The organism is Oxalicibacterium sp. (assembly GCF_057353965.1).
In genome coordinates, this window is sequence record NZ_JBMQZD010000003.1 from 44,206 (window position 1) to 57,875 (window position 13,670).

The window sequence follows — 13,670 nt, forward strand, 5'->3', positions numbered from 1 at the left end:
ATACGCAACACTTTGATGAATCTCGCCCTCTTCGATCTCGACCATACGCTGCTGCCTCTCGACTCCGATTACGAATGGGGGCAATTCCTCACGCGCTGCGGTGCCGTCGAACCCGAGGAATTCGCGCGCCGCAATGCCGCCTTCTATGCGCAGTACGAAGCCGGTACGCTGGACCCGGTCGAATACCTGGAATTCGCGCTCGGCACGCTGGCGCAGTTCTCGCGCAAGCAGCTCGACGAATGGCAGCTCAGCTACATGCGCGAAGTCATCGAACCGAAAATCCTGCCGGCGGCGCGTGCGCTGGTGAAGAAGCACCAGGATGCCGGCGACCTGGTCGTCATCGTCACCGCCACCAACCGCTTCGTCACCGCGCCGATCGCGCGCGCACTCGGTGTTGAACATCTGATCGCCGCCGAGCCGGAACTCGATGCCGACGGCTGCCCCACCGGCAAGCTGGTCGGCGAACCGACCTCAGGCAAAGGTAAAATCACGCACACCGACGCATGGCTGGCCGCGCGCGGCCTGTCGCTCAAGGATTTCGAACGCAGCTATTTCTACAGCGATTCGCAGAACGACATCCCGCTGCTGTCCATCGTCACCGATCCGGTCGCCACCAATCCCAATGCGCTGCTGACCGCGCACGCACAGGCGCATGGCTGGCCGATCATCCGCCTGTTCAACGACTGATCCATGATTACCAAGCTCATCCGCCGCATTCTCGGCACCAAGGACAAACCGGCCGACGCCACGCAACCCGTCGTGCTGACGGCAAAGGAACACGGCATCGATCCGAAGCTGGTCTCGAACAACGCGATCCGCGTCACCAGCACACTGCAGCAGGCCGGCTTCAAGGCCTTCCTGGTCGGCGGCGCGGTGCGCGACCTGCTGCTCGGCGTCAAGCCCAAGGATTTCGACATCGCCACCAACGCGACGCCGGAACAGGTGAAGAAACTGTTCCGCCGCGCCTTCATCATCGGCCGTCGCTTTCAGATCGTGCACGTGATGTTCGGCCAGGATCTGCTGGAAGTGACAACCTTCCGCGGCGCCTCGGCGGAAGACGCGCCGAAGGACGAACACGGCCGCGTACTGCGCGACAACACCTTCGGCGAACAGCACGAAGATGCGACGCGCCGCGATTTCACGATCAACGCGATGTATTACGATCCGGCCACGCAGACCGTGCTCGACTATCACGGCGGCATGGCCGACATCCGCAACCGCACGCTGCGCATCATCGGCGTGCCGGAAGCGCGTTTCCGCGAAGATCCGGTGCGCCTGCTGCGCGTGGTGCGCTTCGCCGCCAAACTGGATTTCACGATTGCGCCGGAAACCCGCAAGCCGATTACCGTGATGGCGCCGCTGATCAACAACGTGCCGGCCGCGCGCGTGTTCGACGAAATGCTGAAGCTGCTGCTGAGCGGCCACGCGCTCGCCTGCCTGCAGCAACTGCGCAAGGAAGGCCTGCACCACGGCCTGCTGCCGCTGCTGGACGTCGTGCTCGAACAGCCGCTGGGCGAGAAGTTCGTGCGCCTCGCGCTGGATGCCACCGACGAACGCGTCAGGCAAGGCAAGCCGGTATCGCCCGGCTTCCTGTTCGCCGCGCTGCTGTGGCATCAGGTATTGGAAAAATGGAAGGCCTACCAGGCCGCCGGCGAATATCCGATTCCGGCGCTGCATCTGGCTGCCGACGACGTGCTGAACGCACAGACTGACAAGCTGGCACTGCAACGCAAGATCGCCTCTGACATGCGCGACATCTGGGCCATGCAGCCGCGCTTCGAGCGCCGCACCGGCAAGTCGCCGTACAAGCTGCTCGAACACCTGCGCATGCGTGCCGGCTACGATTTCCTGCTGCTGCGTTGCGCTTCCGGCGAAATCGACCGCGAAGTCGGCGACTGGTGGACGGCCTTCATCGATGCCGATGGCCCCGGCCGCGAAGAACTGCTGGCGAAGAAACCGCAGGTATCGAAGGCATCCGGCACAACCGGCGCATCCGATGAAGCCGCTCCTGCCAAGAAGCGCCGCCGCCGCGGCGGACGCAAACGTAGCGGTAGCGGCGGTGGCAGCAGCGGTAGCAATAACAGCGGAAACGGCGGCAATGGCAACGCGCCAACAGCGGAATGATCGCCGGTAAATGACCGCACCTTCTTCCGTCGCCTACATCGGCATCGGCGCCAACCTTGGCGATGCCGAAGCGACCGTACGTACCGCGCTGCGTGAATTGGAAGACATCGACGGCGCGCGCGTGACCGCGCAATCGTCGCTGTTTCGTACCGCGCCGGTCGATGCCGGCGGCGACGATTACGTCAATGCCGTCGCGCAACTGACGACCTCGCTCCTACCCGAAGCGCTGCTGCAGGCATTGCAGGCAATTGAACAGCGCCACGGCCGCGAACGTCCCTACGCCAACGCGCCGCGCACGCTGGATCTGGACCTGCTGCTGTACGGCGATCGCCGCATCGATACGCCGACCTTGACGGTGCCGCATCCGCGCATGGCAATGCGCGCCTTCGTGCTGATTCCATTGCTGCAGATCGATCCGTTCATCACGATTCCCGGTCTCGGTCCCGCGCACGAATACGTTCCAAACGTCGCCGATCAGGCGATCAGCAAGATTTCTTAATTCCAGGCACTTCGTCGAGGCTTCTCCATGCTGAAGATTCCCGTCATCGTCCAGACCGTCGGCTTGCTGACGCTGTCGAATATCTTCATGACCTTTGCCTGGTACGGACACCTGAAGGGGCTGGCATCGAAGCCATGGTGGATCGCCGCCCTGCTCAGTTGGGGGATTGCACTGTTCGAATACCTGCTGCAGGTGCCGGCCAACCGCATCGGCTACACCGAGATGAGTCTGGCGCAACTGAAAATCCTGCAGGAAGCGATTACACTCACGGTGTTCGTGCCGTTCGCGCTGTTCTTCATGGGGCAGCCGTTCAAGCTGGATTACCTGTGGGCCGCACTGTGCCTGGTGGGCGCCGTCTATTTCATCTTCCGCTCGTAAAATTGAACAACTGCGACGAACAACCGCAACGGCAGGCAGCAACGATACATTCATGGATCTGGACAAATACAAGTACATCGTCGTCGAAGGCGTGATCGGCGCAGGCAAGACATCGCTGACGCGCCGGCTGGCCGAACGGCTGAACGCGCGCATGCTGCTGGAACTGCCGCAGGAAAATCCCTTTCTGGAACGCTTCTATCGCGACGCCACGCGCTACGCACTGCCGACGCAGATGTTCTTCCTGTTCCAGCGCCTGAACCAGCTGCGCGATCTGGCACAGCCGGATTTGTTCGATGCGCGCATCGTCTCCGATTTCCTGCTCGACAAGGACCCGATCTTCGCGCGGCTGACGCTGGCCGACGACGAGCTCGCCCTGTACCAGCAGCTGTACGATCACCTGCGGCCGCAAGCGCCGGTGCCGGACCTCGTCATCTATCTGCAGGCGCGGCCGGAGACGCTGATGGAACGCATCCGCAAACGCGGCATCGCGATGGAAGCAGCGATTTCCGAACCCTATCTCGAACGGCTGTGCGAAAGCTACAGCCGCGTCTTCTACGACTACGATGCGGCGCCGCTGCTGATCGTGGACACCGAGCACCTGAACCCCATCGACAACGACGAGGATTTTGCGCTGCTGCTGAGGCGTATCGCCGACATGCGCGGCAAGCGTGAATTTTTCAATCGCGGAGAATAAGCATGGCAAGTTATCTGCAATCCAACGATCCGTCTGCACCGAATCCGGAAAAACCTTCGGCACGCACGAAGGCCGTCACCATTCCCGCACTGTTCGAGATGCGTGCGAAAGGCGAAAAGATCACGATGCTGACCGCCTACGATGCCAGCTTCGCGTCGCTGATGGACAGCTGCGGCGTAGAGACGCTGCTGATCGGCGATTCGCTGGGCATGGTCTGTCAGGGCCACAATTCGACGCTGCCGGTAACGATCGACGAAGTCGCCTATCACACCGCCAGCGTCGCGCGCGGCAACAAGACGGCGCTGGTGCTGGCCGACATGCCGTTCGGCTCCTACCCGACCAAGGAAGAAGCGTTCCGTAACGCGGTGAAATTGACGCAGGCCGGCGCGCAGATGGTCAAGATAGAAGGCGGTGCGTGGGTTGTCGAAACCGTACGTTTCCTCGTCGAGCGCGAGATTCCGGTTTGCGCACACCTGGGCCTGACGCCGCAATCGGTCAACCGCTTCGGCGGCTACAAGGTGCAGGGCAAGACCAGCGATGCCGCGCAACAGATGAAGGCCGATGCACTGGCGCTGCAGGAAGCCGGTGCATCGCTGCTGGTGCTGGAGGCAATTCCCGCCGGCCTCGGCAAGGAAATCACCGATGCGCTGACGATGCCGACCATCGGTATCGGCGCCGGCCCGGATTGCGCCGGCCAGGTGCTGGTCATGCATGACTTCATCGGTGTTTTTCCTGGCCGCAAGGCACGCTTCGTCAAGAATTTCATGGAAGACCAGACCAGCATCGAAGGTGCGGTGCGCGCCTACATTCGCGAAGTCAAGGACGGTACTTTCCCGGCGGCTGAGCACTGCTTCTAACTGCCTGATGCGAAATGCGTACCGATGCACCAATAAAAAAGCGCCCCAGAGGCGCTTTTCTATTTTCAGCCGGTCATCCCGGCAAGTTCGCGGCGACTTCATCATTATCGATATCACAGCTGCTTTGCCGCAAAAGTGTTGCAAGTATTCAGGTCGCCGCTGCCGATGCCGCGCTTGAACCAGCGCACCCGCTGTTCCGACGTACCGTGCGTAAACGAATCCGGCACGACCACACCCCGCGCCTGACGTTGCAGCGTATCGTCGCCGATCGCGCTGGCCGCCTTCAATGCCCCTTCCACATCGCCCGATTCGAGAATGCTGCGCGCCTCGTTCGCGTGATAGGCCCAGACGCCGGCGAAGCAGTCGGCCTGCAATTCGACACGCACCGATAGCGCATTCGCCTTACTCTCGGACGCGCTACGCTGCATCTGCGCGATCTTCTCGCTGATGCCCGTCAGGTTCTGCACATGATGGCCGACTTCATGCGCAATCACATAGGCTTCGGCGAAATCGCTGGCGACGTGAAAACGGTCACGCATGGTCTGGAAGAATTCCAAATCGAGATATACCTTCTGATCGCCGGGGCAATAGAACGGGCCGGTCGCCGTTTCGCCCACACCGCAGGCAGTCGCGGTACGACCGGAGAACAGCACCAGTTTCGGACGCTGATACTGTCCGCCGTTTTCACGGAAGATCTGCCCCCAGACATCCTCGGTATCGGCCAGCACAACAGAGACAAAGCGCGCAACAGGATCGTCGGCCGGCGGCTTCTGCGATGATTCCTGCGACACCTGCACCGGCCCGCCGCTTAGCAGACTGAGGATGGTGGCCGGATTGACGCCGAAGAAATAAGAGCCCAGCAAGGCGATGACGATCGTGCCGATGCCGATCGAGCGTCCGCCGAAGGGCAGCCCGCCCCCACCGCCGCGCCGGTCTTCCACATTGTCGCTTTCGCGATTGCCTTCCCATTTCATGGTCGTCTCCTGGTCGCTGTCGGCTACTGCCCTTACACGTGCAAAAGTATAAATCCGATTACAGCCGCGTCAGGTGCGACCGTGTTTTCGCCTTGCACTGTGTGCCGGTTACTCAATCTTTCGGTTCGTAGCGATCGAACGCGGTCTTCAACGTGTCTTCCACTGCCTGTTCATTGTCGATAGTGACGTTCAGATCGCTCAGCAAACCGTCCTTCAGGCCGTACACCCAGCCATGCACAGTAACGTCCTGCCCGCGTTCCCATGCATCCTGCACGATGGTCGTGCGGCAGACGTTGGCGACCTGCTCGATCACGTTCAGCTCGCACAAGCGATCGTGCTGTTCCTTCGGCTGCAATGTCTCGCCCAGATAGCGGCCATGCTTCTGGTGCACGTCCTGCACGTGGCGCAGCCAGTTGTCGGCCAGACCGACGCGATGGCCGGTCATCGCCGCATGCACACCCGAACAGCCATAGTGTCCGCAGACGATCACATGCTTGACCTTCAGCACGTCGATCGCGAACTGCAATACCGACAGGCAATTGAGATCGGAATGCGCGACGACGTTGGCGATATTGCGATGGACGAACAGTTCGCCCGGCAGCAGATTCACGATTTCGTTGGCAGGGACGCGGCTGTCGGAGCAGCCTATCCACAGATAATCCGGCGCTTGCTGCGCGGCAAGCTTGGCGAAGAATTCGCCATCCTGCACCAGCATGGATTCGGCCCAGCGGCGATTGTTGCGGAACAGTTGTTCCAGTTCACGTGCTTCCTTGTTCTTGTTCGTCATATTTCATCCATCAGGCAGAGAAAGGCGCCGCCATTCTAGCGGAACGCTCTTCAAGATTCCGTTACTTCGATCATCTCGTCGCGCGCATAAAAAAGCCGCTGAGGTCATCAGCGGCTTGCGGAGAAAGGATGCTTATTCGAAGAAATCCTTGACCTTGTCCTTCCAGGTCTTGGTCTGCGGGCTGTGCTTGGCGCCGCCTTCGGTCGTCAACTGATCGAATTCGCGCAGCAATTCCTTCTGGCGTTCGGTCAGCGTGACCGGCGTTTCGACGACGACGTGGCAGAACAGGTCGCCGGCGTAACCGGAACGCACGCCCTTGATGCCCTTGTTACGCAGGCGGAAGACCTTACCGGTCTGCGTGCCTTCGGGAATCGTGAAAGCGGCCTTGCCGTTCAGCGTCGGCACTTCGATCTCGCCGCCCAATGCAGCGCGCGCGAACGAGATCGGAATCTCGCAGTGCAGATCGTCGCCTTCGCGCTGGAACATCGGATGCGGCTTGATGCGGATCTCGACGTACAGGTCGCCCGGCGGACCGCCGTTCATGCCTGGTTCGCCATTTCCGGACGAGCGGATGCGCATGCCGTCGTCGATACCGGCCGGGATCTTCACTTCCAGCGTCTTGTTGCGCTTGATCTTGCCAGCACCGCTGCAGGTGCCGCACGGCGACGGATTGATCTTGCCGGTACCGTGGCATTTCGGGCAGGTCTGCAGCACGCTGAAGAAACCCTGCTGCATGCGCACCTGGCCGTGGCCGCCGCAAGTCGAACAGGTAACCGGCGAGGTACCCGGCTTGGCGCCGCTGCCGTGGCAAGTGTCGCAGTTGTCCCACGACGGCACGCGGATCGTCGTGTCATAGCCGTGCGCCGCCTGCTCCAGCGAAATCTCGAGGTTATAGCGCAGGTCGGCTCCGCGATAGACCTGCGGACCGCCGCGGCCGCGGCCGGCTGCCTGGCCGAAGATATCGCCGAAGATATCGCCGAAGGCATCGGCAAAACCGCCGCCTCCACCGCCGCCCATGCCCATGTTGGGATCGACACCGGCATGACCGTAGCGGTCGTAGGCATCGCGCTTCTGCGGATCGGACAACATCTCGTAGGCTTCTTTTGCCTCCTTGAACTTGTCCTCGGCTCCCTTGCTGTCCGGATTGCGGTCCGGATGATATTTCATCGCCAGCTTGCGATAGGCCTTCTTGATTTCGTCATCGGTGGCGTTCTTGCCGATGCCGAGCACTTCGTAAAAATCGCGTTTCGCCATATACAGGCACCCTTTGCTTCTCTACTGCCATCTACACTAAAACGCCGAGTCGAAGCATTTCGGCTTTCGACCCGGCGAGTCTTGCGACATCCTACGGAGGAAATCGGGCGTCCCGCACATGCGAGGGGCGCCCGGCGCCGACATTACTTGTTGTCCTTGACTTCCTTGAAGTCGGCATCGACCACATCGTCTTCCTGCGGCTTGGCTTCGGCCTGTGCGCCTTCGCCTGCATCGCCGCCGGCTGCTGCCTGCTGCGCCTGCATGTCGGCGTACATCTTCTCGCCCAGCTTCTGCGCAGCGGCGGTCAGTGCAGCCGTCTTCTCGTCGATGGCTGCCTTGTCGCCCTCTTTCAGGACGTCTTCCAGCTCCTTGATCGCTGTTTCGATCTTTTCCTTCTCGCCAGCTTCCAGCTTGTCGCCGTATTCTGCCAGCGACTTGCGGGTCGAATGGACCAGCGCATCGCCCTGGTTGCGCGATTCGGCGACTTCCTTGGCGCGCTTGTCTTCTTCCGCGTTGGCTTCGGCGTCCTGCACCATCTTCTGGATTTCCTCCTCGGTCAGACCCGAGTTGGCCTTGATGGTGATCTTGTTTTCCTTGCCGGTCGCCTTGTCCTTCGCGCTGACGTGCAGAATACCGTTGGCGTCGATATCGAAGGTGACTTCGATCTGCGGCGTGCCGCGCGCTGCCGGCGGAATGCCTTCCAGATTGAATTCACCCAGCGCCTTGTTGCCGACGGCCATTTCGCGTTCGCCCTGATAGACCTTGATCGTCACAGCCGGCTGGTTATCGTCGGCGGTCGAGAACACTTGCGAGAACTTGGTCGGGATCGTCGTGTTCTTCTGGATCATCTTGGTCATCACACCGCCCAGCGTTTCGATACCGAGCGACAGCGGGGTCACGTCCAGCAGCAGCAGATCCTTGCGGTCACCCGACAGCACGGAACCCTGGATCGCAGCGCCGACGGCGACGGCTTCGTCAGGGTTGACGTCCTTGCGCGGTTCCTTGCCGAAGAAATCCTTCACCGCTTCCTGCACTTTCGGCATGCGGGTCTGGCCGCCGACCAGGATGATGTCGTCGATGTCGGAAACCTTGATGCCGGCATCCTTGATCGCGGTGCGGCAAGGCTCGATCGACTTGGCGATCAGATCCTCGACCAGCGATTCCAGCTTGGCGCGCGTGATCTTCAGGTTCAGGTGAACCGGCGCGCCGTTCGCCATCGCGATGTACGGTTCGTTGATCTCGGTCTGCTGCGACGACGACAGTTCGATCTTCGCGCGCTCGGCCGATGCCTTGATGCGCTGCAGTGCGATCGCGTCCTTCGACAGGTCGAGACCGTTGATCTTCTTGAATTCGTCGATGATGTAGTCGATCAGGCGTTGATCGAAGTCTTCGCCGCCGAGGAAGGTGTCGCCGTTGGTCGACAGCACTTCGAACTGCATCTCGCCGTCGACGTCCGCGATCTCGATGATGGAAACGTCGAAGGTACCGCCGCCGAGGTCATACACGGCGATCTTGCGGTCACCCTTTTCGGATTTGTCGAGGCCGAATGCCAGCGCAGCCGCGGTCGGCTCGTTGATGATGCGCTTGACGTCCAGACCGGCGATGCGGCCGGCATCCTTGGTTGCCTGGCGCTGCGAGTCGTTGAAATAGGCCGGCACCGTGATGACGGCTTCGGTCACTTCTTCGCCGAGGTAGTCTTCGGCGGTCTTCTTCATCTTGCGCAGCACTTCCGCGGAAATCTGCGGCGGCGCGAGTTTCTTGTCGCGCACGGTGACCCATGCGTCGCCGTTGTCCGCCTTGGTGATCTGGTACGGCATCAGGCTGATGTCCTTCTGCACTTCCTTCTCGTCGAACTTGCGGCCGATCAAACGCTTGACGGCGTACAGCGTGTTCTTCGGATTGGTGACGGCCTGGCGCTTGGCCGGTGCGCCGACGAGGATCTCGCCGTCTTCCTGGTAAGCGATGACGGAAGGCGTGGTACGCGCGCCTTCGGAGTTTTCGATGACCTTGGATTTGCCGCCTTCCATGACGGCGACGCAGGAGTTGGTCGTACCCAGGTCAATGCCGATGATTTTGCCCATGATGAATTTTCCTTATCTGACTATCTGTAATCTCTGTGAGTGGATTCGCGGAGCAAACCCTTCAATTGCTGCCGTTACCGTCAATATGCGGCGCACGGCGGTGCTTTCAAGCTATTTTTCCTGCGCAACCGTTACCAGCGCTGGGCGCAGCAGACGGTCGGCGATCAGGTATCCCTTCTGCAACACACTGACGACGGTATTCGGCTCCTGATCGGCCGGCACCATCGAGATCGCCTGATGCTTCATCGGGTCGAGTTTCTCGCCCTGTTGCGGCTTGATCTCGAACAAGCGGTTCTTTTCGAAGGCGGCGGTCAGCTGCTTCAGCGTCATCTCCACGCCTTCCTTCAGCGAATCCACGGTCGGCGTTTCGACCTGCAGCGCCATTTCGAGGCTGTCCCTTACCGGCACCAGCGCCTCGGCAAACCCTTCGATGGCAAATTTGTGCGCGCGCGTAATGTCTTCCTGGGCGCGGCGACGGGCGTTTTCCGCCTCCGCCTTGGCACGCAGGAAGGCGTCCTGCAGTTCCTGCACCAGTTGCTGCGAAGCAGCGAGCTGCTCTTCCAGCGTTTGCGCCGGGGCGGGAGTTTCGGGGGCAGCGCCTGCCTCCTCCATCGACGCGGCCTGCTGCTCGGCGTATTTATCCTGGTCTTGCATCAAAAAATCTCCAACAATCAATGAGTTATGACAAAGAATGTCAATGCGACAAACCACATGGGGTTATCCCACACTATTTCAAGGGATATTGAGCGGAATTTGTACGCGAAGCCGCGATGATAATCGCTGCGGCATGCCGTTGTTACAATTTTTTCGTGTCGGCGGCTGGCATTTCCGACCACAGGCGCTAGCCTGTAAGCAGGCAGGACAAGCGCATTCTCTTCGTTGCTGCCCGATTTTCCGGGGTTTCGGCCTTTGCCCCCGAAGGAGAAAATCATGAAGCTGCCGCTCATTTCCGCGACCGTCGTGGCGGCCTATACGGTGGCGGCTACGGCCGTGATCTGCACGATCACGCTGTAAAGCGCCCTTTTCGAGGCACTTTGGGCCCAACGGACAGCGTGATGCCATCGCCAACAGCGACGGTTCGCTACCGGTCGCAGGATGGCTTCAAACCTAGTTTTCCGCTCCAAGGCGCAACGCCGCTTCCCGTGACGCCTTCGCCTGCTCATCCAGCTCTTCGCGCAACGCCGGCGACACCACGGTTAGCCAGCCGATCATGTGCAGTTCGGCGATCTCCGCCAGCGCGCGTATCCACGCATCGTCCTCGTTCAGGCACGGAATATAGTTGAATTCGGCCCCACCGGCGTGCAGGAAACCGTGCCGTACTTCCAGCGCGATTTCCTCCAGCGTTTCCAGGCAATCGCTGGTAAAGCCCGGGCAGATCACATCGACGCGACGCACGCCCTCGCGCGCCAGTTGCTCCAGCGTCGGTGCCGTGTACGGCTGCAGCCATTCGGCGCGGCCGAAGCGGGACTGGAAGGTCACCAGATACTGTTCCGGTGTCAGGCCCAGTTCCTGCGCCAGCAGCCGCGCCGTTTTCAGGCATTCGCAGTGGTAGGGATCGCCGCGCAGCAGCGTACGCTTCGGTACACCGTGAAAACTCATGACCAGCTTCTCCGGCCGCCCTGACATTTCCCAGTGAGCAAGCACCGACTTTTTCAGTGCGGCGATGTAGCCGTCATGGTCGTGATAATGCTTGACGAAGCGCAGTTCCGGCACATTGCGCACCTGCCTGTAATGCGCGAACACGGCGTCGAAGATGGAAGCCGTCGTCGTTCCCGAATATTGCGGATAGGCGGGCAGGATCAGAATGCGCTCGCAACCGTCGGCCTTCAATTTCTCCAGCACATCCGGCAGCGACGGACTGCCGTAGCGCATCGCATAGCTGACGCGCACCTTGTGGCCGCGTTCGCCCAGATAGCCGGCCAGCAGCCGCGCCTGCTTCTCGGTATGCACCTTCAGCGGCGAACCTTCGTCGCTCCAGATCGTTTCGTACTTTTTCGCCGATGCGCCGGAGCGGAACGGCAGGATGACCAGATGCAGAATCCACCACCAGATCGCGCGTGGAATCTCGACCACGCGCGGATCAGACAGGAACTGCTTCAGGTAGCGCCGAACGGCAGAGGCAGTCGGTGCATCGGGTGTGCCGAGATTGACGAGCACCACGGCAGTTTTCGGCAACGTGCCATGCTGGTGAGGCGGCTCGGAACGAAAGGACATGAAGGCGTTTTCTTTCTGCGTCGGTATTCTGTTTAATCTTCTGCGGCACCAGAGCGTGCCGTCAGGACGGAACGATCAGCTTGCCAGCAGCTCGCGCGCATGCGAACGCGTGGTCGCCGTGATTTCCAGGCCGCCCAGCATGCGCGCGATTTCCTCGACGCGCGCATCGCTGTCCAGCGGCGCGATGGCGGACAGCGTCTTGCCGCTGCTGTTGTGCTTGCTGACCTGGAAGTGCCGGTTGGCCTGGCTGGCGACCTGCGGCAGATGCGTCACGCACAGCACCTGTCTATCCTGCCCCAGCTTGCGCAGCAGGCGCCCGACGACTTCGGCCACGCCGCCGCCGATGCCGCTGTCGACTTCGTCGAAGATCAATGTCGGCGTCGCCGTCGCGCTCGACGTGATGACGGAAATCGCCAGCGAGATGCGCGCCAGTTCGCCGCCGGATGCCACCTTCGCCAACGGGCGCGGCGTAGTGCCGGCATGACCGGCAACCAGGAATTCGACCTGTTCCAGGCCAAAGGATGCCGGTTCACACGGCTGCAAGGCGATCTCGAAGCGGCCGCCGGCCATGCTCAATTCCTGCATCGCCGCCGTCACCGCCGTGCCCAGCGCCTTGGCCGCTTTCGCGCGCGCCTTCGACAATTTCTGCGCCACCGTCATGTAGGCGGCCTTCAGCTTTTCTTCCTGCGCGCGCAGCGCATCCAGATCGCTGGCATCGGCCAGCTGCTGCAATTGTTCGGACAGGCGATCGAATTCCTGCGGCAGATCATCCGCCTCGACGTGGAACTTGCGCGCTGCACCGTGCAGGTCTTCCATCCGGCGCTCGACCTCGCGCAACCGCGCCGGATCGAGATCAATGCGGCCCAGATAATCGTTCAGCGCGTAGACCGCTTCCTGCAACTGGATGCGCGCTGGTTCCAGCACCTCCAGCACCGGCTGCAGGCCGGCATCCAGATCGACCAGTTTGCCCAGCCGCGTCGTGATGCCCGACAACTGCGACAGCATCGGCGCCGGATCGGATTCGGAAATCTGGTTCAACGCATCCTGCGCCCCCTCGATCAGGCTGGCAGCGTGCGACAGCCGACTGTGTTCGTTACTGATTTCGATCCACTCGCCCGGCTTGGCTGCCAGCTTTTCCAGTTCGCCGACCTGCCATTCGAGACGTTCGCGTTCCAGCAGCACGCTCTTCGCATTCGTCTCGAATTCCTCGCGCTGCTTCGCCAGCGCGCGCCATGCCTTGTAGGCGGGGGCGACCGCTTTCGCGTCGCCCTGCAGGCCGGCCTGGTTGTCCAGCAGCGTGCGCTGCGCGTCGCTCTTCAGCAGCGACTGGTGCGCATGCTGGCCGTGGATGTCGACCAGGCGCTCGCCGAGTTCACGCAATTGCGCCGCGGTGGCGGCAATACCGTTGATGAAAGCTTTCGAACGGCCGGCGCTGTCGATCACGCGGCGCAGCAGGATGCTGCCCTCGTCGTTGTCGAATTCGTTGGCGGCCAGCCAGTCCTGCAAGTCGGCCTGTTGAGAATCCAGCGCGAATTCCGCCGTGATGTCCGCCTTCGCCGCGCCTTCGCGCACCACGCTGGCGTCGCCGCGCCCGCCCAATGCGAGCGCCAGGGCATCGATCAGAATGGATTTGCCGGCGCCTGTTTCGCCGGTGAAGACCGAGAAGCCGGCCGAGAACTCGAGCTCGATGGCATCGACGATGACGAAATCGCGAATGGAAAGCGTACGCAGCATGGAAGATGGATTCCGGCTCGTGCGTTCCACCGCGTACGATGGAACGATTCGGTTAAGGATTGAACGGGATCGCG

At 61.3% G+C, this 13,670-nt stretch carries 14 protein-coding genes; 6 read left to right on the forward strand and 8 right to left on the reverse strand.

The features are described from left to right. The first annotated feature begins 15 nt into the window (after positions 1-15). The 6 genes from ACO1VH_RS05340 to panB are packed head-to-tail and all read left to right on the forward strand — an operon-like array spanning position 16 to position 4,552. Entirely contained in the window at positions 16-687 is a 672-nt protein-coding gene (locus ACO1VH_RS05340; RefSeq protein WP_486243196.1) for a histidinol-phosphatase, read from the forward strand. A gap of 3 nt (positions 688-690) precedes the next feature. Beyond that, a complete protein-coding gene (gene pcnB, locus ACO1VH_RS05345; protein WP_486243198.1) occupies positions 691-2,124 on the forward strand; it encodes a polynucleotide adenylyltransferase PcnB in 1,434 nt (477 codons plus the stop codon). Between the two features lie 10 nt (positions 2,125-2,134). Continuing rightward, positions 2,135-2,623, forward strand: coding sequence for a 2-amino-4-hydroxy-6-hydroxymethyldihydropteridine diphosphokinase (folK, locus tag ACO1VH_RS05350; RefSeq protein WP_486243200.1), 489 nt, complete (start codon positions 2,135-2,137; stop codon positions 2,621-2,623). A 27-nt stretch (positions 2,624-2,650) separates the two neighbouring features. After that, on the forward strand, positions 2,651-3,001 hold the full coding sequence (locus ACO1VH_RS05355) for a DMT family protein (RefSeq protein WP_486243202.1): 351 nt from the start codon (positions 2,651-2,653) through the stop codon (positions 2,999-3,001). A gap of 52 nt (positions 3,002-3,053) precedes the next feature. After that, positions 3,054-3,695, forward strand: coding sequence for a deoxynucleoside kinase (locus ACO1VH_RS05360; RefSeq protein WP_486243204.1), 642 nt, complete (start codon positions 3,054-3,056; stop codon positions 3,693-3,695). A 2-nt stretch (positions 3,696-3,697) separates the two neighbouring features. After that, positions 3,698-4,552 carry a 3-methyl-2-oxobutanoate hydroxymethyltransferase gene (gene panB / locus ACO1VH_RS05365; RefSeq protein ID WP_486243206.1) on the forward strand — a complete coding sequence of 285 codons (855 nt, stop codon included), beginning with the start codon at positions 3,698-3,700 and terminating at the stop codon, positions 4,550-4,552. A 113-nt stretch (positions 4,553-4,665) separates the two neighbouring features. Here the strand turns inward: panB and ypfJ are convergent, their stop codons facing one another. From ypfJ to recN, 8 genes are all read right to left on the reverse strand, one after another. After that, the gene (gene ypfJ, locus ACO1VH_RS05370; protein WP_486243208.1) at positions 4,666-5,526 is read right to left on the reverse strand and encodes a KPN_02809 family neutral zinc metallopeptidase; all 861 of its coding nucleotides are present in this window, start codon (positions 5,524-5,526) and stop codon (positions 4,666-4,668) included. Positions 5,527-5,638: 112 nt separating this feature from the next. Then, positions 5,639-6,313 carry a carbonate dehydratase gene (gene can, locus ACO1VH_RS05375; RefSeq protein WP_486243210.1) on the reverse strand — a complete coding sequence of 225 codons (675 nt, stop codon included), beginning with the start codon at positions 6,311-6,313 and terminating at the stop codon, positions 5,639-5,641. Between the two features lie 132 nt (positions 6,314-6,445). Then, positions 6,446-7,567, reverse strand: a complete 1,122-nt coding sequence (gene dnaJ, locus ACO1VH_RS05380) for a molecular chaperone DnaJ (RefSeq protein ID WP_486243212.1) — start codon at positions 7,565-7,567, stop codon at positions 6,446-6,448. Positions 7,568-7,710: 143 nt separating this feature from the next. Further along, entirely contained in the window at positions 7,711-9,648 is a 1,938-nt protein-coding gene (gene dnaK, locus ACO1VH_RS05385) for a molecular chaperone DnaK (RefSeq protein ID WP_486243214.1), read from the reverse strand. A 111-nt stretch (positions 9,649-9,759) separates the two neighbouring features. Continuing rightward, positions 9,760-10,302 carry a nucleotide exchange factor GrpE gene (gene grpE / locus ACO1VH_RS05390; RefSeq protein WP_486243216.1) on the reverse strand — a complete coding sequence of 181 codons (543 nt, stop codon included), beginning with the start codon at positions 10,300-10,302 and terminating at the stop codon, positions 9,760-9,762. A 17-nt stretch (positions 10,303-10,319) separates the two neighbouring features. Further along, positions 10,320-10,595: a hypothetical protein gene (locus tag ACO1VH_RS05395; protein WP_486243218.1), complete on the reverse strand. Its 276-nt coding sequence runs from the start codon at positions 10,593-10,595 to the stop codon at positions 10,320-10,322. 160 nt (positions 10,596-10,755) lie between these two features. Continuing rightward, positions 10,756-11,862, reverse strand: coding sequence for a ferrochelatase (gene hemH, locus ACO1VH_RS05400; protein WP_486243220.1), 1,107 nt, complete (start codon positions 11,860-11,862; stop codon positions 10,756-10,758). A 75-nt stretch (positions 11,863-11,937) separates the two neighbouring features. Further along, positions 11,938-13,596: a DNA repair protein RecN gene (gene recN, locus ACO1VH_RS05405; protein ID WP_486243222.1), complete on the reverse strand. Its 1,659-nt coding sequence runs from the start codon at positions 13,594-13,596 to the stop codon at positions 11,938-11,940. Positions 13,597-13,670 lie beyond the last annotated feature (74 nt).

Excerpts from the sequence above, each read along its gene's own strand:
- ACO1VH_RS05340 (WP_486243196.1), top strand. The coding sequence starts at position 16 with ATGAATCTCGCCCTCTTCGATCTCGACCATACGCTGCTGCCTCTCGAC.
- pcnB (WP_486243198.1), top strand. The coding sequence starts at position 691 with ATGATTACCAAGCTCATCCGCCGCATTCTCGGCACCAAGGACAAACCG.
- folK (WP_486243200.1), top strand. The coding sequence starts at position 2,135 with ATGACCGCACCTTCTTCCGTCGCCTACATCGGCATCGGCGCCAACCTT.
- ACO1VH_RS05355 (WP_486243202.1), top strand. The coding sequence starts at position 2,651 with ATGCTGAAGATTCCCGTCATCGTCCAGACCGTCGGCTTGCTGACGCTG.
- ACO1VH_RS05360 (WP_486243204.1), top strand. The coding sequence starts at position 3,054 with ATGGATCTGGACAAATACAAGTACATCGTCGTCGAAGGCGTGATCGGC.
- panB (WP_486243206.1), top strand. The coding sequence starts at position 3,698 with ATGGCAAGTTATCTGCAATCCAACGATCCGTCTGCACCGAATCCGGAA.
- ypfJ (WP_486243208.1), bottom strand. The coding sequence starts at position 5,526 with ATGAAATGGGAAGGCAATCGCGAAAGCGACAATGTGGAAGACCGGCGC.
- can (WP_486243210.1), bottom strand. The coding sequence starts at position 6,313 with ATGACGAACAAGAACAAGGAAGCACGTGAACTGGAACAACTGTTCCGC.
- dnaJ (WP_486243212.1), bottom strand. The coding sequence starts at position 7,567 with ATGGCGAAACGCGATTTTTACGAAGTGCTCGGCATCGGCAAGAACGCC.
- dnaK (WP_486243214.1), bottom strand. The coding sequence starts at position 9,648 with ATGGGCAAAATCATCGGCATTGACCTGGGTACGACCAACTCCTGCGTC.
- grpE (WP_486243216.1), bottom strand. The coding sequence starts at position 10,302 with ATGCAAGACCAGGATAAATACGCCGAGCAGCAGGCCGCGTCGATGGAG.
- ACO1VH_RS05395 (WP_486243218.1), bottom strand. The coding sequence starts at position 10,595 with ATGAGCGGCAGCTTCATGATTTTCTCCTTCGGGGGCAAAGGCCGAAAC.
- hemH (WP_486243220.1), bottom strand. The coding sequence starts at position 11,862 with ATGTCCTTTCGTTCCGAGCCGCCTCACCAGCATGGCACGTTGCCGAAA.
- recN (WP_486243222.1), bottom strand. The coding sequence starts at position 13,596 with ATGCTGCGTACGCTTTCCATTCGCGATTTCGTCATCGTCGATGCCATC.